Below are 17,889 nucleotides of genomic sequence, written 5' to 3'. Positions count from 1 at the left end.
GCAGATTATCATTTTAAGGCAAATAGGAGTGCGCGGATGTAAATACCTATCGTGGTATTCATACCGCGCTTTTTTGTGTTGAAGTATAGATGATATTTGGGTGAATGTTGACATTTACATAAGAGATGATAAAATAATAGTTATAAATAAATAACAATTCGTATACAAATAGTTGCTTGTTTATGTTATATGGATTGTGAATTGGGTATTAGAAAGAAGGATGGTTTCAGTGAGTGACAGAGAGGAAGACAGACTTGAGGTGTACCGGATTATTCAATCGGTAAGGGAGGTTAACAAAACGATATTTTATGCCTTCTGGAATGAGGAGCAGCATTTGGATCTGACGGCCATTCAGCATATGGCTTTGGCAATTCTGAATAAACGCCCCAACATCGGGTTATCCGAGTTGGCAGACATAGCGCATGTGGGAAGCAGCTCTATGAGTGGAGTGGTTGACCGCTTGACCAAGGCGGGATATATTGCTCGCGGACGGCATGAGCATGACCGTAGATCCTTAGTGTTGACGCTTACGCCGGAAGGGAAAGATATCATGCAAAAAGTAGACGCCATGTGGATGGAGCGCGTCTTGCCCATTCTGGACATCCCGAAGGAGCAGCTAGAGATGGTCCTAGATATCCATAAACAAATGATCATGAAATTAACACCGAAGGGAATGAATCAACTTGAGCAGTCCTCAAATGACACTACCAGGTAATGTACGCAGAGCACCCATTGTGGCCGCTCTGTTGATTGGCGCGATTGTAGCGATATTAAATCAGACGTTGATCAGTGTGGCTTTACCGAAAATGATGAGTGATCTGAATATAGATGCCAATATAGCTCAGTGGCTCAGCACGGGGTTTATGCTCGTGAATGGGGTATTGATCCCGGTGACCGCGTTCTTGATTGCCCGTTTCTCCACTCGTAAATTGTTTATTAGCGCGATGACTATTTTTTCAATCGGGACGCTGTTATGTGCTATAGCACCAAGCTTCAGCATATTGCTGATCGGTCGGCTTATTCAGGCCGCGGGGGCAGGTATCATGATGCCCTTAATGATGGTCGTTATCTTGAACATCTACCCAATAGAGCGTCGTGGCCGGGCGATGGGGACCTTGGGGATTGCGATGGGTTTTGCTCCAGCCATTGGGCCAACCTTATCCGGTTATATAGTACAGCATTATGACTGGCGGGTTTTGTTCTGGATCATCCTGCCGATATCAGTAATTTCAATCGTGATCGGATTTATTTTTCTGAAAAATGTAACGGAGCAGTCCAAGCCAAAGCTGGACATTCCCGGCATCATTTTGTCTACGCTCGGTTTCGGTGGACTATTATACGGCTTTAGTGATGCGGGAACATCAGGTTGGGGAAGTATTCCTGTCCTGTCTACGCTTATCGTTGGGACAATTGCGCTTATTTTGTTTATTGTCCGCCAACTGAAGGCAGATGAGCCTATGCTGGAGTTCCGTATCTTTAAATACGATGTGTACAGCTTGACGACAATCATTAATGTGATTGTGACGATGGCTTTGTACGCCGGTATGATATTGCTTCCGATTTATTTGCAAAATATTCGGGGTTTTACACCGCTCCAGTCCGGTATGCTGATGTTACCGGGAGCGATTCTGATGGGGCTCATGTCTCCTGTAACGGGGGCTATTTTTGACCGAATCGGAGCACGCTGGTTGTCTGTAATTGGCTTGCTGATCATGGCTATAACGACTTGGGAATTTACAAGGTTGACCGAAACAACCACCTATATGACACTGTTAATTAATTATACGGTGCGGATGTTCGGGATGTCGTTGCTGATGATGCCGATCCAAACGGCCGGGTTGAATCAGCTTCCGCAACGATTGAATGCACATGGTACGGCAATGAGTAACACGCTGCGTATGATTTCCGGCTCGATTGGGACAGCAATTCTGGTGACAGTGATGTCCACACAAAGCAGCAACCGCTTGACATCGATTGTTACGTCTGAGGGACTAAGCGTGACGGATAAAGCGGGGATGCTGGCTGCAGGTAATCAAGCCACGATTTATGGGATTAATTCGGCTTTTATTATTGCAACAGCGTTGAGTGTGGCCGCTCTGATTTTAGCATTTTTCATCAAAAATACGAATGCACAAAACGCCCAACCCCGTCAACAACTGGTAAACAGCAAGAAAGGGCAGTCCGTGGCTTCCTCATCATAAAAGGATGAGATGACGCATTAATTTAATTTTCTGCAAAAAAAGAACCTGCAATGCATGTTTGTTCACATGCGTTGCAGGTTCTTTGTGCAAATGGGGTCGAAGATCGATATTCAGATAGAGCAGGGCTTTCCGATTCAAATTTCAGACGTAATCATATTCTCATAAAGCGACCTTGGCCATTCATTCCATGGAAATTGGACAGGAGGTAACGAGTGAAATCTCATATCGTCCTTGCTAACCGGATGCGGTGCTCCAGCGAGTAAGGACCAGAGCGCCAGCTGTTGACCGGGTCGGCTCAGATGACCGCCATATTTTTGGTCACCGTAGAGGGGACAGCCGATCGCCTGCATTTGCACACGAATTTGGTGTGAGCGTCCGGTGTGCAACTTAATCTGCACGAGACTGAGTCCATCTGCTTGTCCGATCACGCAGTACTCCAAAATGGCTTCTTTCGCACCAGCTGTGCCAGGTCGAACCGCTTGAACTGTGTTGGTTCGGCTATCCTTTAGCAAGTAATGGGTTAGACGGCCCTGTGGGTCCGTCGGAACGCCATTCAGAACTGCGGTATACAGTTTGTGAAAATGACGACTTCGTACCGACTCTGACAGGCGAGAAGCAGCTTTGGACGTCTTAGCAAAAATCATGGCCCCACCTACAGGCCGATCCAGTCTGTGAACTAAGCCCAAAAAAACGTTACCAGGCTTATTGTGTCTGATTTTTAGATCTTCCTTGAGTAAAGACAACAGATCAGGATCACCACTGGCATCCTCTTGTGTTGGAACATTGACAGGCTTTACAACTGCCAAAACATGATTGTCCTCATATAGGACAGGAATGTTGGGCAGTGCATGCTCATGTCGGGTAAGTTCATTTTGAGTCATAAGAGGAATTTAAGCCTCCCAGCGTCCGAGAATACCACAAGGCAAATTCAATCCCGAGCGAGTGATCGGCAATCCGATTTCACCAGCGCTAATTTGACCGCCGTACTTTTGTTGCATGGTCATGCTCAGCATGTTGCGCAATACAGTAGGCGAAATACCTGTAGTATAGGAGTTAATCAGCATGAACAGCGGTTGATCCGAAATGATGCTCATGCAGGATTCGAGAAACGGGTATAAGCTTTCTTCAAGCTTCCAAGTTTCTCCGTTCGGTCCGCGTCCGTAAGAAGGAGGGTCCATGATAATGGCATCATAACGGTTGCCCCGACGTTGTTCCCGTTGCACGAACTTGAATACGTCATCCGTAATGAAGCGTACCGGACGGTCAGCCAGACCGGACAATTGAACGTTTTCCTTTGCCCACTGCACCATGCCTTTGGCGGCATCCACGTGAACTACACTGGCTCCAGCATACGCAGCAGCAGTCGTGGCTCCTCCCGTGTATGCAAACAGGTTCAGTACGGAAATCGGTCTGCCTGCGCCTTTGATTTTATCCATCATCCAGCTCCAGTTCGCTGCTTGCTCCGGAAAAAGACCGGTATGCTTGAAGCTGGTCGGTTTAATGTGGAATTTAAGCGGTCCATAGCTAATTGTCCAGCGCTCGGGAATAGGTTTTTTCATATCCCAGTTGCCGCCACCGGAGGAACTACGGTGATAATGCCCATGAACATTACGCCATTCGGCTGTTTCCTGGGCCAAAGGCCATATGATTTGCGGATCGGGACGACGCAGGACAATATCACCCCAACGTTCCAGTTTTTCACCACCGCCTGTATCCATTACTTCATAGTCTTTCCACTCTTGTGCTACATACATGTACAATCCATCCTTCAGCAGTCAATTCAGGATTCAGGCAGCAAGCTGCACAGAAATCCCCATATGGAGTCTATTGTACAACAAACCTCAGCAACAATCGAATGATTACATAAATAAGTAAGTAGTCAAATGGTCTAAAATATTTTTTCTCGGATGTACTTGTAATTATAGCGCTTCCATATTAAAATGAAATCAATCCCACTTGTACGTACAACAATCCGTTTTTTTATTATAATAATGAAAAATGGATTGAATTGTACGTACATAATATTTTTTATCAACACAGCTGAAATTCTCCTTAATTAAACAAGGCTCTAATTTAATGTGCTTATCCATAGAGTTTATCAGCCAACAGTCGCATGTAATGCGGCTGTTTTGCGTATATCTCCCCAAGATTAAAGCTAGTTTTTGAAATTAATATTTGACAATGAGAATCATTATCAAATATTATTTGAGTAACAGGGAATGAAAGCATCCCATATTTCAAATAAAGGTGAGGGATGAACTTGGGTAAAATCATGATTGCTTATGCCAGTTTGACCGGTAATACAGAGGAAATTGCGGAATTGATCGCCGAGGGTGTTCGTCAGGCAGGGCATGAGGCAGAGTTGAAGGCTTCGTATGATTGCAGCGCGCAAGAACTGCTTGCATATGACGGGTTCCTACTGGGTGTATATACATGGGGAGATGGTGAGCTTCCTGATGAATTTTTGGATTTTTACGAGGAACTAGACGAACTTGATTTGTCTGGTAAAAAGACCGCAGTATTTGGCAGTGGAGATACATCTTATACGCAATTCTGTGGCGCAGTGGACTTGGTAGAGAAAAAAGTCAAAGAACGCGGCGCATCGGTCATTCAAGAGAGTCTGAAGATTGAATTCAATCCATTGGATGATGACAAGGAGAATTGCCGAGCTTACGGAAGACAATTTGCACAGGCTGGTATTGAAGTGTCCTGAGAAGAGAGTGAGGGATAGGTATGCGCAATAGCGATAGCTTAAGCGGCTTTCCTCTTCTGCACGACTATCAGCTGGAGGAGATGTGGAGAACTCCACAGCCAATCCGTCAATCACAGAGGAAAAGAGGGCGTGAGGGCTGGAATTGGCGGCAACGGGTTCAATATGCAGTAGGGCATGCGCTTAACGAATACTTTGGAATGGGAGTAAAGGTACGGCGGGAAGTCCCTGTCCAGTATGTGCTGGAGAAATGGTGGCCCAAGCAGTCAGACAGCTTTGAATCTTTGTTCCATTATTGGGATGTCAAAAATAAAGTGTCAGGTGAGTTGTCAAAAATTTGTGGCTTAAATAATGACTTGATGGTGCCTGTGATGCTGTATGAACAATTTTGTACGTCTGTGCCTGAGTTAGAGGTCAATATTTCGCTTATTGTTCAGGCTGCTTGGCAACTATCAGCAGAAGCAGATTCCCTGCTCATTCAAAAGTATATCGTTGACTATAATCCTAACGTTGTCAGTACATTCCAACATATGACAAATGTATTTTGTTATTATGCATTTGGAGCTCTTCCTCAGCTTATTGAGGTATACTGTCTACTGGAAGGCAAGAAGGTCCGTTTCATTCCGGGACCTGCTTCTTTACAGCAATCTCTGGATTACGTACGGCTATTACGGGATTCCAAAGAGGATGTACATGGGACGACAGAACGCTGCCGTTGCGGGGGGTGCATAGGGGAGCAAGTTTCTCAGGGAAACAGAATGAATAAGAACACGAAGGAAGGGCAGGAGGCGAAAAACTGCAAACAACGGTCAGCTGTACCTACGCCTTTCTCTTAACCTTACTGTGTAATCCTTTAATTGTAAACTATCCCTTTTCGTGAAAGAGCCTTGGAAACAAGGTTCTTTTTTATGAAAAAAAATTATGAAAAAACTGAAAATTTATGTTGCCTGAATAGATAAATATATCTATAATATTTCAATGTACAATAGTTATATGAAAATATTTAAATATAAAAAGCGGTTTGTGGACCATGGATCAAATTGTCCTATGTACATAAGATAGTCCTGTCTTTTGCATGGAATGTTGCCATGTGTTTATTTACGTTCTCTATTTGGTTTAATGGCCTAATATTTCAATTTTAAAATATTAGCGTTGAATAATAAAAATTTTTTGGACAACAGGGGTGGAAGAAGTGAGTAAGAAAACTGTATTGCCAATCCTCATTGTACTGCTCATTCTGAGCGGTGGAGCTATTGGCTACTATTATTGGTATCAAGCAACACACTTTGTTAAAAGTGACGATGCGCGCATTCAAGCCGATCAATATAAGGTAATGCCGCAAATCTCTGGAGAAATTAGTCACATTGATGTGGAAGAAGGAGATGTTGTTCAGCGTAATGAACCGATTGCCGAGCAGGATGTATCGGGGTTGGATGCGAGCATGATCAGCAAGTCCGTACTACGCGCGCCGATCAACGGAACCGTCATTAAGATTTATTCGAAAGAGCATGAAATCGGATCGCCGGGTAGTGCTGTTGCAACAATGGTGGATATGAACAGCTTGTACGTATCCACGAATATTGAAGAAACCGATATTAACCGTATTAAACCAGGACAGCTTGTTGATATTACGCTTGATGCAGCAGGTGACCAGGTGATTCAGGGTAAAGTTCGTAAAGTGGGCGAAGCCTCCAACGCCGTGTTCTCACTCGTTCCTGCAGTGAACACAAGTGGTAACTTTAACAAGGTGACTCAGCGTGTGCCTGTAGAGATTGCTGTGAACAAGCCGAAGGATCTGAAGCTTATTCCTGGAACGAACGTGGAAGTAAAAATTCATACACCTTAAAAAGGAGGGGTCCATGTGGCTGCCAATGATATTGCTGCTGCTCCTTCGACAGATTCTTCCAAAGAACGCTGGCTTGCCTTTTTCGCTATCGTTTTAGGCGCCTTTGTCGCCATTCTGAACAACAGTCTGATCAATGTCGCCATTCCTAGATTGACGACAGATTTAGGATCTACGACGACACGTATTCAGTGGGTTATTACAGGTTACACGCTTGCATCTGGTGTAATCGTACCGATTACCGGATATATGGAGCAGCGCCTCGGATACAAAAAGTTTTTGATTCTTGCGCTCAGCGTATTTTCGCTGGGAACGGGAATATGTATTTTTGCATGGAGTGATTCTTCCCTGATCGCAGCACGGGTGCTGGCTGGTCTGGGTGGTGGTGTTATTATGCCGCTGAGTATGACGATTATTTACAAAATTATGCCGCGTGAACAAATCGGTATGTCCCTTGGTATATGGGGGATCGCCGCAATGGCAGCGCCGGCTGTAGGGCCTACGCTCAGCGGATATTTAATTGAGTGGTTTAACTGGCGATTCTTGTTTATTGTCAGTGTGCCAGTTGCTTTATTTGCAATTTTAATGGTTATTCTTCTAATCAAAGAACCGCCTAAAGTAGAGCCGAAGCCGTTTGATCTACCGGGCTTTTTGCTGGCGGCAACTTGTGCCGGAACACTCTTGTACGCATTGACAAACGGCCAGCGTGATGGCTGGACTTCTTTTGGAATTGTATCCCTGCTGTTTATTGCTTTCTGGGCACTTGTTTTTCTGATCTATGTAGAAAGCGGCAAGGATAATGCTGTAATTGAAATCTCATTATTCAAGAATTCAAAGTATACGATTAGTGTAATTGCCTCTAGTTTGGTCATGATGGGGATGTACGGAGGAACGTTCCTAACACCGTTGTTTTTGCAAAATATCCAGCGTGTGTCACCGATTGATACCGGTATTATCCTCATTCCACAGGCCATTGCCATGGCGGCTATGATGCCTATTGCCGGGAAGCTGTTCGATAAGTTCGGCATTGTGCCTTTGGGACTTGTGGGCCTGACGCTAACCAGCTTTATGACCTATCATCTTCACCAGCTTACGCCAGATACTTCGCATGCCTGGTTGGAAACCGTAATGGCATTACGGGGTCTGGGAATTGGTATTTGCATGATGCCATTATCCACGGTCGGCATGAATGCCGTTCATCCGAGCAAGGTAGCCAATGCGTCTACAGCGTCCAATCTGGTACGTACTGTGGCTGCATCTATGGCGATTGCGGTGCTAACCGCCATTATGCAAAGCCGTTCGGCTGCTCATGCCCAGCAAATTTCGGAGTCCATTACACCAGACTCGGCTCATACGCTACAAGCGACATTGGGCAGCTCATGGATGTCATCCATAAGTAGTTTAATCACACTGGATGCTACATCAAGAGGAATTGGGGATACGTTCCTCATTTCATCCATACCGCTGTTTTGCACAATTCCACTCATCTTTTTGTTTATTCAGAGGAAGAAAGCAAAGACACAGCCGGAAGCTTAATAAGTGAAGTACAAAATATCGACTGGATGACTTACATTATTTCCACGGACAGAAAGAAAGGGAATTATCATGAAAATATTGAGAGTAGAAAGTACATTAGCGGCTTTAGTGCTCGGCGGCGCAGTGCTGGCAGGCTGCTCCAGTAATAGCGGGGCGGCTCAGGACATGGTCGTTCCGGTTAAAATCAGCCAAGCACAGCAAGGCATCATCGGACAGGGAAATATTTATACAGGAACGGTAACACCTTCGGAGACGGTGAACATTGTGCCTAAAGTGGGCGGTAAAGTGGTTGAGCTGCCTGTGGATATTGGCTCCGAGGTTAAAAAGGGTCAAGTACTGTTCAAGCTTGATGATAAAGACATGCGGAATAATGTTGCGAAAGCTCGCGCCGCAGCAGCTGCGGCAGCAGCCGGAGTAAGCACCGCTCAAGCATCCCACGAATCTACGATGGTTCAAGCAAACTCGGGCTTAGTGCAGTCCAAGAGCGGCGTGATTCAATCCCAAAGTGCAATCAATCAGGCACAGGGGGCTATTAATCAAGCTACTACAGCCGTAGAACAAGCAACACATGGTGTCTCCTCGGCAGCCAATACGGTGAAACAAACGCAGCAAGCTTTGGCAGATGCACAGAAGAATGTAACACGTACACAAAGTCTATTTGATGCAGGTGCGAGCACTCAAGCACAATTAGAACAAGCCAAAACAGCAGTTGTGAATGCGGAAGCGGCTTACAATAATGCACAAAATGCGCAGGCTAATGCACAAGATCAGTTGGTAGCTGCGCAGAAGGCCTTGACTACAGCTCGCAACAGCTATGATTCAGCAAAAAATAGCTACAGTAATGCTAATAGTGGATACAGCAATGCGCAAAACCAACTCAAAGTATCTCAAAATACTGCGGTCATCGAGTCCAGCCAACAATCTCTTAAGCAGGCTCAGCTGAATGTAAACATTGCTCAGGATGCATTGGATGACACCGTTGTTACATCACCGATTAATGGTATTGTGGGTACGAAAAATGCAGAAGTGGGCGAAATGGTATCCGCTCAATCTCCTGCGCTGGTCATTGCGAATCTGAGTACGGTCAATACATTAATCTATGTTCCAGCGGAACAGATCAACAATGTAAAAGTAGGTGACAAGGTACAGGTTCGTGTTGCAGCTTCCAACATTGTAACAACAGGTACAGTTAAAAATGTAAGCCCGTTGGATGCAAGTGGAAAAGGCTATCCTGTAAAAATCTCAGTTGCGAATCCAGACACAAAACTGAAATCCGGCATGTTGGCTGATATCAGCTTTGTCGCTGCCAATGCACAAGAAGGCATTGTGGTTCCTACTGCGGCAGTTCAAAAGGATCAAGGTAAAGAATATGTATATGTTGTAAACGGAGACCATGCGAAACGTAAGGAAGTGAAGACTGTTCAGACGGCAGGTTCACAAACACTCGTTACCAGTGGCTTGAGCAATGAGGAGAATGTGATCGTGAATAATCTGGCATTGCTGTCCGATAACTCACCGATTACAATTAGCCAATAATTTGGTTCTAGAATTACTACTATATAATAGTAGAAGTTTATTATAGACATATGCGCAAGACAGCCTGCTTAGTGGGCTGTCTTGTTTTGATTTCATTGAGCACATTTTACATAGGACTGATGTCGATTTAGGACTATTTTTGACGAACATTGGTAGAATAGGATAGACTAAATTGGAAATAGATAGTTTTCAAGCTTTATTACATTCTCAGATAAATGATCGGAGGAATTGTAAGATGGAAGTAAAATTGGTAGTGGATTTTGAAGCTTATGAGAATGGCCAAACGATGGCTAAATTGCTTGAGGAACTGGCAGCCAAGCCGGAGAGCGCGGAAGTTACGGATCTGATCATTGGAGATTGGGGTGGAGCCTATGAGAGCTCACCAGATGATTTCATCCCAGTGTTAGTGAAGCTTAAAGATCATTTCCCTAAGTTACGCAAGCTGTTTATTGGTGATATGGAATATGATGAGTGTGAGGTTTCATGGATTAACCAGACGAATCTATCCCCGTTATTAGAAGCGTTTCCAGCGTTGGAGTCCTTTCATATCAAAGGAAGCCAGGACCTGAGTCTGGAACCACTTCGTCATAACAACCTTCAGGAATTGGTTATTATTTGTGGCGGCCTGCCAGTGAGCGTTCTTCAGCAAATACACAATGCAGAACTGCCTGAACTGCGCAAGCTGGAACTGTATTTGGGTGTCGATAACTATGGTTTTGACGGTAACCTGAAAGATGTTTTGCCGTTTTTGAATAGCAATCCTTTCCCCAAACTTACATACTTGGGACTGAAAGATAGTGAAATACAGGATGAAATTGCAATTGCAGCAGCTAATGCCCCTGTGATTGGACAACTGGAAGTGCTGGATCTCTCACAAGGTACGTTGTCTGATAAAGGTGCAGAAGCGCTGCTGGCTAGTGAAAGTATAAAAGGGCTGAAGCATCTGGATTTGAGCTATCATTATATGTCTAGTGAAATGATGCAACGTTGGAAAAGCTCGGGTCTATCTGTGAACGTGGAAGATCAACAAGAAGCGGATGAGGAAGATGATTGGCGTTATCCATCACTGACTGAGTAATTTGTACAAATGGACTTAAAACGGACTGTTTTCAAAATTAAAATGATCTAAAGTGAGGCGGCTCTATGGTTAGAATGTCAGACTGTAATGTCAGCGAGCCGTTTATCTTGTTCGGTAATCCGGGGAATCGTCGAACTACCGGGCTACAGGAGGCGCGAAGCAGATTAATGCTTCCGCCCGCTCTGGAGGTTTCCTATAAGAATGTGCTGGAAGCTATTCGGCAGAAACAAGGTCTGAGCGAGCTGATGGCGCGAATAGCTGCGCGAGCTACGCATGCTAGCGTGAATGGCAGTTCCTTTCTGCAAGAGAGCATTGATCAGTTACTGGCGGGGCAGATGAACAGTGGTCCGCTGCTTCGTCTGGATGCACCGGGCGAAAGCTTTGAGGTAGAGCGTGAGTTGATTGCTCTGGGCGCCTCGGATGGTGAGGGAGACGATTCTCTGTTGCCATGGCCCGAATGGACACAAGGAACAGGTATATCGGCGGCAGAAGCGCGACGTCTGCAGGAGCAGCACGGTCGTATTTGGCACCCGGCACAATGGTTCCGGGGCTATTGCCGTCTGCTGGCCTGGCTGCGTGATGAAGTGGCTCTGCTCTGGCCCTCGTCATACTGGATGAACGATCCAGCGGAAGTGGCCGTGATGTTCGACAAACGGCGTTGTAGCGCCGATTTAAGCAAGGCAGATATAAGAGTCCCGCCAGTGCTTGCATCTTCAGGTGGTGCATTTCATGATGTTGTCGATCTGCACACGGCAATAAAGGAGAGCGGGTTTCACCGCGTATTTGTGAAAATATTTTGTGGGTCTGGTGCTTCTGGTGTCATGGCCTATCAGGTACATCCCCATACACACGCGGAACTGGCGGTGACCACGATTGGAACGGAAATCATACGCGGACAGCGCGTGTATTATAATGCCGGACGACTGCGTCGTTATACGGATAAGCAGGACATTCATGCTATCCTTAACTGGCTATGCCTGGAAGGGATACATGTAGAGCGCTGGATTCCCAAAGCGACCTTGAACGGGCGTGTTTATGATGTGCGCCAACTCGTGTGCGGATCAGAAGCTTGCCATGCGGTTTTACGTTTGAGCCACAGCCCTATTACGAATTTGCATTTGCGTAATGAGCGGCTCTCGCTGAAGGAAGCCGGATTACCACAGAATACGGTGGAATCGATCCAGCTTACGGCGAAAGCCGCTATGAGTGTTTTTCCAGCCTCCATGGTTGCTGGACTGGATGTGCTGGTTCCGGCTCATGGCGGTCGTCCCTATGTATTGGATGTTAATCCGTTCGGTGATTTGCTGTACCGGGTTGAGCATCAGGGTTGGAATCCGTATGAATGGGAAATGCAGCACCTCGCTAATAGGAGCGTGGGTACGGAAAGGAAAGACAGATTATGATTGATATGAACCAAATTGTCGGCTCTCATGATATTGTCATGATTACGCTTGATACTCTGCGTTATGATGTAGCAAAGCTGGAGGAAGAGAACTGTCCGAATTTGTGCGGCTCTGGGTCGTGGGAAAAGCGTCATACACCGGGTAGCTTTACCTATGCTGCACATCATGCCTTTTTTGGCGGATTTTTGCCGACTCCAGCGAATACGGATAAGACTTCACATATCCGTCTGTTTCACACAAAGGATACGGGACTACGTACGCATCCACATACCTGGCTGTTCGATGCCCCGGATATTGTGTCCGGGCTAGAGGGTGAAGGTTATCGGACCATCTGTATCGGCGGCGTTATTTTTTTCACGAAGAAAAATAAGCTTGCCAAAGTGCTGCCAGGGTATTTCCAAGAAAGCTACTGGCGTATGAACTTTGGCGTTACCAACCCCCGTTCGACGGAGCATCAGGTGAATCATGCTCTGAAACTGTTGGGGAATACAGACCCGTCGCAGCGCTTGTTTTTGTTTCTGAATGTATCAGCGATCCATGGGCCTAATCATTATTTTGTGAAGGGCTCAGCTAAAGATTCAGTGGAGTCTCAACGAGCAGCCTTGCGGTATGTGGATGGTGAGCTTGGACGTTTGTTTGATGCTTTACGAAATCGGGGCAAGACGTTTTGCATGGTTTTTTCCGATCATGGTACAGCTTATGGGGAAGACGGCTATGAAGGACATCGTCTGGCGCATGAGGTAGTCTGGAATGTGCCTTACCGCGAATTTATATTATAAAGCAAATAGAAATATAGATTGCACTAGTAAAATATCAAGAAATCAATCCAGCGCGAGGAAGGAGCAGAAATGAAAGCCATGAATCTGAATCACTCACATCCAACGGGTGCGGTAGCCCCGGAGATAGACACAAACTTAGCACCCTCTAGGTTTCAGTGGCCTGAAACTCCTGCTGAATGGGCACGCACGATCCGTGAAGCTCCCTACCGCTCCTATCTGTACTCTTACCCGCATAAAACGGCCTATCGTTCGTTTGATACACCGCTCTCATTGCAGGAGCTGTGGGAGAAGGAGGAGTTAGAAAGCTATTTTTTGTATATGCATATTCCGTTTTGCGCGGCTCGCTGTGGATTTTGTAACCTCTTCACTTTGCCGGACAAGCGTCTGGATGTACATAAGGAGTATGTGGATGCGCTAGAAAGACAAGCCAAGCAATGGGCACCCATTATGGGCCGTCGGCCTTTTTCGCGTTTTGCAATCGGCGGCGGTACACCAACCTTACTGGAGGCTCCTTTGGTGGAGCGTTTGTTTGACATAGCGGAAAATATAATGGGACTGGACCCTAAACGAGCTTCTATTTCGGTGGAAACCTCTCCCGATACTGTGACTGAGGATAGGTTGGAGGTGCTCAAGCGCCGCGGGACAGATCGTGTCAGCATGGGAATTCAGAGCTTTGTGGAATCAGAAAGTGCCGCCATTTACCGACCTCAGAAGCCCAAACTTGTTAGAGAAGCACTTGAGCGGCTGGTGGAATACAACTTTCCATTGCTGAACGTGGATCTGATCTATGGCCTGCCTGGTCAAACAGTGGAAACCTGGCTGTATTCTTTAGAGGAAGCACTGTCTTACTCGCCAGGAGAGATTTTTCTTTATCCGCTATATATTCGAGAAAATACGATTTTAAAGCCAGGATATACCGGGCTGGATCATGATATTCGTCTTAGCTTGTATGAAGTGGCGCGCGAACGGCTCAAACAGGCAGGATATGTACAATATTCCATGCGCCGTTTTGCAAAAAATGATGGTTTATCCAGCAAAGAGCTTTTGCCCTACAGTTGTCAGGAGGAAGGTATGGCTGGTCTGGGGTGTGGTGCGCGATCCTATACACGTAATGTTCACTATGCCAGCCGGTACGGTGTTAGTGCAGCAGCTACGCGTAGTATTATCGAAGATTATGTTGCTGCGGAACGTCATGATCTGGCTGACTACGGCTTTATTTTAAATGTGGATGAGAGTAAGCGACGCTTTATCTTAAAGGCGCTTCTTCATCGGGAAGGTTTGGAGCTATCGGCCTATGCAGAGCGCTTCGATGTATCCCTGTCGGACGATTTTACGGGAATGTCATTGCTGCTGGAATCCGGTATGGCTGTCGTCGAGGAGGGTAGGCTGCGACTTACAGAGGAAGGAATGGCCTATTCCGATGCGATTGGGGACTGGATGATCTCCACATCAGTACGTGAGCGCATGGAAGGATATGTAGGCGCATGAGAGCGACCTTATATTATCGTGGTTCGTTGACCTCATGCAACTATGCCTGCCCATACTGTCCGTTCAGTAAAAACGTTGATAGTCGGGAAACGTTGAACAAGGATCGGGCCCAGTTGGAACGTTTTGCCGATTGGGTACGAGAACAGGGCGCTCTGGGGCATCGTCTCTCTATTTTTTTTAATCCGTATGGAGAAGCCTTGATTCATTCCTGGTATCGCAAGACCATGATTGAGTTTTCCCACATGGCGCATGTGGAAAAAGTGGCGGTACAGACGAATCTATCGACTAAGCTGGATTGGACGCAAGAACTGAACCCGGAGACTGCTGCGCTGTGGGCTACATATCACCCTGGAGAGACGAAAGAGCAAGTTTTTATATCGCAGGCTATGAAGCTATATGAACTTGGCATTTCCTATAGTGTCGGTACTGTCGGGTTAAGACAGGCATTTCCGGCTATTCGTTCCTTGCGATCGCAACTTCCAAGGGATGTTTATTTGTGGATCAACGCCTACAAGGATCGACCACATTATTATACAGATGTTGAGGTTGCTGAATTAACTACGATAGACCCCTATTTTCAATGGAATTTAAAGGATTATAGCAGTCAGGGGCGGGCATGTCGCGCTGGTGAAGATGTATTTTATGTCCAGGGTGACGGAAGAGTAAAACACTGCTATCAGGATCGAAGGGTGCTAGGACACTTATACAGGGATGGTCTTGAGGGTCTGAGTGGCAAACGTCCGTGCCGGATGAAAGAATGCGGCTGCTATATCGGCTATATTCATATGGAGGAGCAGCCGTTTCGGGAAATGTACGGTAGTGGCTTACTCGAAAGGGTGCCGCAGGTACAGCTATCTCCGGCTCCATCATTTAGCAGACAGGCTATTCATAGAGCAAATGAATCCATATAACAAGGTACGTCCGCGTCTAAATGTAATGCTATAGCAACCTTAATGATCTATTAGAAAACGAGCAAAAAAACCGACCCTTGCCATCAAGCAAAGGTCGGTTCTTCTTATGCGAAATAATCAAGTTTGGACAATAGCAGTAATTTCTTCATCCAGATCCAATCTGATTTGTTCGCGATAGGCACGAATATTGTATTCGGAATACAGGTATCTTAGAATTGCTTCAATCATGTTGGCTTCCACCAGATATTGACTACGGCCCTGTACATGGACTTCTGCGGAATAACCTGTATCCTCTTCCCAGCTTAATTCTACTGTTACATCAGTGGGCTGGACACCTTTGCGTTCAGCCATATGCAAGCAAATAGCGTTGACAATCTCATCCATACTCAAAATCATAGCTTAGTAACGTCCTCCGCGGGAATCATCGGGTCTGCGACGATTTTTAATAGCACGGTAGATACCTACTCCGGCCATGATCAGGACGTAAATGGCGAGAACATTAACGGCAAGGCCAAGCAAGCTACCCAATGCGCCCATGTTGCCGAACAATCCGCCGAAGAGCATACCTGCCAAACCGCCCAGCATCATACCTTTCAGGAATCCGCCGCCACCGCCAAGGAATCCACCAGTTCTGTTTGTATTCCCAGCAGTTGCTCCTGACTTGGTTCCGCTATCTGACTTATTGACGCCACTGCTGTCATTTGCCTTGCTTGGTGTAGATTGGTATGATTTAGGCCCGGATTTAAACCCGCCGCCTCGCCTTGCATCAGCTGTAGATGGTGCGATCATAGCAATGAGTAGGGTAAAAGCCATCATCAGCATCATCATATTTTTCAAAGTAAATGTTTTTTTCATGTAAATATATCCCCCTTAGTAAATTTTTTTTATAGGTCAAACAACCGCTAATCAGTAATACGAATGGCATGGAAAAGGGTTTCAAAGAATTTTAATTTTTAAAAATTAAATAATAACGTCCCATAAATCCTATGCATGGATTGGTAAAAGCATTCAGCTTTGCGGCTTAAGTAAAAACGGATTAGTATCCGTACTGACATCACCGGCAAGCAGCATACGCAGAACCATTTGGCACCATTCCAGACCTGCTTTAGCATTCAAAAGTCCTTTTTGTACTAAAATATAGTCACCAAAGGTCTTACTGCCAAAATGTAAATTCTCTGCGGGAATGTCGTTCAGAATATCCTCAAGATGCTGGATTTTCTGAATAAAATGACGTTTGCGTTCCTCCAGCATACGATTGGCACTACTTTTGTCCGTCAACCAAAGACAGAACAGTCGAAGACTTAATTCATCCCGTGTAACCGGAGCAGCTAACGCTTCCTGGGACCATTGCTGAAGCATATGGATTCCCTTGTCGGTAATGGTATACATTTTCTTATCAGGCTTGTCGGACTGCTGGATCCAACGAGAGGCTAGCAGTTCCTTGCTCTCCATACGGGCCAGTAGCGGATAGATCTGACTGTGCTTAGCCTGCCAAAAAGGCTGAATACGCAACATCAGATCATAGCCGGAGGATTCCTCTCTTGCGAGAAGCCCCAACAGACCATACGATAGTAAATTCATAGATCTTATCTCCTTCATCCATCATAGTAACGGTTGTAACAGCACTGCGGCAGGTATTCTGCTGCTTCATGAAAAGTGTACACTGAAACTGTATGGTTTGACAACTTTCAGGCAGGTCGTTCACAGGTTAGCCAAAATTGGCTCCTGTCATTCTCCACGTATATGCGCTTTTTTTCATAAAAAAGGGTAGTTTAGGCTCATATGTACGAGCTTAAACTACCCTGGTAACTTTCTGCCGAAGCGTATCCTGTTTACTGTTCATTCCCGTCAACGACAAGCGTTAACGCTCCTGTATCTGGATGAATAACCATGCCGTGAACGGGGGCATTAGGGGGGAGAAGCGGGTGATTCTTAATAAGCTTCACGGTAGTTCTTACCCCTTCTTCAATGTTATCAAATCCTTTTAACCATTTATTTAGCTTAATGCCTGAATTTTCTAATGTGTTCAGCACTTCCTGAGAAATTCCGCGATCGAGCATTTCATTGACCATGTGGTCTGCATTTAATGCAGCCATACCGCATTCATAATGGCCTACGACGACGACTTCGTCTGCTCCCAGCTCATACAAGGCGACTAGCACACTGCGCATTACGCTTCCAAAGGGCTGTGAAATAATCGCACCCGCATTTTTGATGATTTTCACATCACCGTTGCGCAGGTTCATAGCTTTTGGGAGTAATTCCGTTAGCCGTGTATCCATACAGGTGATAATGACCATTTTTTTATTGGGGAACTTGCCCGTTCTATAGGCCTCGTATTCTTTGTTTTCTACGAAAACACGATTGTACTCTAAAATTTCTTTGATGTGATCCACGATTGTTC

General features: G+C 45.7%; 18 protein-coding genes. 12 read left to right on the top strand and 6 right to left on the bottom strand.

All coding sequences use genetic code 11. From position 1 onward, the window contains the following. The first annotated feature begins 229 nt into the window (after positions 1-229). Together ACYCSE_RS24225 and ACYCSE_RS24220 are read left to right on the top strand one after the other, a co-directional pair. Positions 230-715: a MarR family winged helix-turn-helix transcriptional regulator gene (locus ACYCSE_RS24225; protein ID WP_025722031.1), complete on the top strand. Its 486-nt coding sequence runs from the start codon at positions 230-232 to the stop codon at positions 713-715. Continuing rightward, a complete protein-coding gene (locus ACYCSE_RS24220; RefSeq protein WP_322171557.1) occupies positions 699-2,201 on the top strand; it encodes a DHA2 family efflux MFS transporter permease subunit in 1,503 nt (500 codons plus the stop codon). Before ACYCSE_RS24225 ends, ACYCSE_RS24220 begins: the two co-directional genes overlap by 17 nt. Before the next feature lie 134 nt (positions 2,202-2,335). On the opposite strand, the gene ACYCSE_RS24215 is transcribed toward ACYCSE_RS24220, so the two are convergent. Further along, on the bottom strand, positions 2,336-3,082 hold the full coding sequence (locus ACYCSE_RS24215) for an RluA family pseudouridine synthase (RefSeq protein WP_442435924.1): 747 nt from the start codon (positions 3,080-3,082) through the stop codon (positions 2,336-2,338). Positions 3,083-3,091: 9 nt separating this feature from the next. After that, positions 3,092-3,955 (bottom strand): class I SAM-dependent methyltransferase, encoded by an 864-nt coding sequence (locus ACYCSE_RS24210; protein ID WP_028540694.1) that lies wholly within the window; start codon positions 3,953-3,955, stop codon positions 3,092-3,094. Between the two features lie 500 nt (positions 3,956-4,455). On the opposite strand from ACYCSE_RS24210, the gene ACYCSE_RS24205 reads away from it, so the two are divergent. The 10 genes from ACYCSE_RS24205 (at position 4,456) to ACYCSE_RS24160 (ending at position 15,485) form a co-directional block, all read left to right on the top strand. Next, positions 4,456-4,914, top strand: coding sequence for a flavodoxin (locus ACYCSE_RS24205; RefSeq protein WP_459700341.1), 459 nt, complete (start codon positions 4,456-4,458; stop codon positions 4,912-4,914). 20 nt (positions 4,915-4,934) lie between these two features. Continuing rightward, on the top strand, positions 4,935-5,747 hold the full coding sequence (locus ACYCSE_RS24200) for a hypothetical protein (protein ID WP_459700339.1): 813 nt from the start codon (positions 4,935-4,937) through the stop codon (positions 5,745-5,747). 356 nt (positions 5,748-6,103) lie between these two features. Beyond that, the gene (locus ACYCSE_RS24195) at positions 6,104-6,757 is read left to right on the top strand and encodes an HlyD family secretion protein (protein WP_061831582.1); all 654 of its coding nucleotides are present in this window, start codon (positions 6,104-6,106) and stop codon (positions 6,755-6,757) included. A 15-nt stretch (positions 6,758-6,772) separates the two neighbouring features. Next, positions 6,773-8,290 carry a DHA2 family efflux MFS transporter permease subunit gene (locus ACYCSE_RS24190; RefSeq protein WP_061831583.1) on the top strand — a complete coding sequence of 506 codons (1,518 nt, stop codon included), beginning with the start codon at positions 6,773-6,775 and terminating at the stop codon, positions 8,288-8,290. A gap of 69 nt (positions 8,291-8,359) precedes the next feature. Beyond that, positions 8,360-9,826, top strand: coding sequence for an efflux RND transporter periplasmic adaptor subunit (locus ACYCSE_RS24185; protein ID WP_069289769.1), 1,467 nt, complete (start codon positions 8,360-8,362; stop codon positions 9,824-9,826). A 235-nt stretch (positions 9,827-10,061) separates the two neighbouring features. Continuing rightward, positions 10,062-10,904, top strand: a complete 843-nt coding sequence (locus ACYCSE_RS24180) for an STM4015 family protein (protein WP_165177102.1) — start codon at positions 10,062-10,064, stop codon at positions 10,902-10,904. A 65-nt stretch (positions 10,905-10,969) separates the two neighbouring features. Next, a complete protein-coding gene (locus tag ACYCSE_RS24175; RefSeq protein WP_459700336.1) occupies positions 10,970-12,307 on the top strand; it encodes an STM4014 family protein in 1,338 nt (445 codons plus the stop codon). Beyond that, positions 12,304-13,086: an STM4013/SEN3800 family hydrolase gene (locus tag ACYCSE_RS24170; RefSeq protein ID WP_061831587.1), complete on the top strand. Its 783-nt coding sequence runs from the start codon at positions 12,304-12,306 to the stop codon at positions 13,084-13,086. Before ACYCSE_RS24175 ends, ACYCSE_RS24170 begins: the two co-directional genes overlap by 4 nt. A 69-nt stretch (positions 13,087-13,155) precedes the next feature. Then, on the top strand, positions 13,156-14,574 hold the full coding sequence (locus tag ACYCSE_RS24165; RefSeq protein ID WP_459700334.1) for an STM4012 family radical SAM protein: 1,419 nt from the start codon (positions 13,156-13,158) through the stop codon (positions 14,572-14,574). Beyond that, positions 14,571-15,485, top strand: a complete 915-nt coding sequence (locus tag ACYCSE_RS24160; RefSeq protein WP_250268675.1) for an STM4011 family radical SAM protein — start codon at positions 14,571-14,573, stop codon at positions 15,483-15,485. Before ACYCSE_RS24165 ends, ACYCSE_RS24160 begins: the two co-directional genes overlap by 4 nt. A gap of 117 nt (positions 15,486-15,602) precedes the next feature. Here ACYCSE_RS24160 and ACYCSE_RS24155 read toward each other — a convergent pair whose 3' ends face one another. The 4 genes from ACYCSE_RS24155 to ACYCSE_RS24140 all read right to left on the bottom strand — a co-directional run bounded on the left by ACYCSE_RS24155 (position 15,603) and on the right by ACYCSE_RS24140 (position 17,881). Continuing rightward, positions 15,603-15,881: a YxcD family protein gene (locus ACYCSE_RS24155; protein ID WP_013310599.1), complete on the bottom strand. Its 279-nt coding sequence runs from the start codon at positions 15,879-15,881 to the stop codon at positions 15,603-15,605. Between the two features lie 3 nt (positions 15,882-15,884). Beyond that, entirely contained in the window at positions 15,885-16,340 is a 456-nt protein-coding gene (locus ACYCSE_RS24150; RefSeq protein ID WP_061831590.1) for a hypothetical protein, read from the bottom strand. Positions 16,341-16,493: 153 nt separating this feature from the next. After that, a complete protein-coding gene (locus tag ACYCSE_RS24145; protein ID WP_235309644.1) occupies positions 16,494-17,066 on the bottom strand; it encodes a PadR family transcriptional regulator in 573 nt (190 codons plus the stop codon). Between the two features lie 251 nt (positions 17,067-17,317). Beyond that, complete coding sequence (locus ACYCSE_RS24140) at positions 17,318-17,881, bottom strand: beta-class carbonic anhydrase (RefSeq protein WP_061831592.1); 564 nt, start codon at positions 17,879-17,881, stop codon at positions 17,318-17,320. Positions 17,882-17,889 lie beyond the last annotated feature (8 nt).

The sequence above is a fragment of the Paenibacillus sp. SEL1 genome (genome assembly GCF_054602535.1).
Note: the sequence above shows the minus strand (reverse complement) of the source record. Positions and strands in the feature narration are given on the sequence as shown.

Coding starts and splice junctions, on each gene's coding strand:
- ACYCSE_RS24220 (WP_322171557.1), top strand. CDS start 699: ATGACACTACCAGGTAATGTACGCAGAGCACCCATTGTGGCCGCTCTG.
- ACYCSE_RS24215 (WP_442435924.1), bottom strand. CDS start 3,082: ATGACTCAAAATGAACTTACCCGACATGAGCATGCACTGCCCAACATT.
- ACYCSE_RS24210 (WP_028540694.1), bottom strand. CDS start 3,955: ATGTATGTAGCACAAGAGTGGAAAGACTATGAAGTAATGGATACAGGC.
- ACYCSE_RS24205 (WP_459700341.1), top strand. CDS start 4,456: ATGAACTTGGGTAAAATCATGATTGCTTATGCCAGTTTGACCGGTAAT.
- ACYCSE_RS24200 (WP_459700339.1), top strand. CDS start 4,935: ATGCGCAATAGCGATAGCTTAAGCGGCTTTCCTCTTCTGCACGACTAT.
- ACYCSE_RS24185 (WP_069289769.1), top strand. CDS start 8,360: ATGAAAATATTGAGAGTAGAAAGTACATTAGCGGCTTTAGTGCTCGGC.
- ACYCSE_RS24180 (WP_165177102.1), top strand. CDS start 10,062: ATGGAAGTAAAATTGGTAGTGGATTTTGAAGCTTATGAGAATGGCCAA.
- ACYCSE_RS24175 (WP_459700336.1), top strand. CDS start 10,970: ATGGTTAGAATGTCAGACTGTAATGTCAGCGAGCCGTTTATCTTGTTC.
- ACYCSE_RS24170 (WP_061831587.1), top strand. CDS start 12,304: ATGATTGATATGAACCAAATTGTCGGCTCTCATGATATTGTCATGATT.
- ACYCSE_RS24165 (WP_459700334.1), top strand. CDS start 13,156: ATGAAAGCCATGAATCTGAATCACTCACATCCAACGGGTGCGGTAGCC.
- ACYCSE_RS24160 (WP_250268675.1), top strand. CDS start 14,571: ATGAGAGCGACCTTATATTATCGTGGTTCGTTGACCTCATGCAACTAT.
- ACYCSE_RS24155 (WP_013310599.1), bottom strand. CDS start 15,881: ATGATTTTGAGTATGGATGAGATTGTCAACGCTATTTGCTTGCATATG.
- ACYCSE_RS24150 (WP_061831590.1), bottom strand. CDS start 16,340: ATGAAAAAAACATTTACTTTGAAAAATATGATGATGCTGATGATGGCT.
- ACYCSE_RS24145 (WP_235309644.1), bottom strand. CDS start 17,066: ATGAATTTACTATCGTATGGTCTGTTGGGGCTTCTCGCAAGAGAGGAA.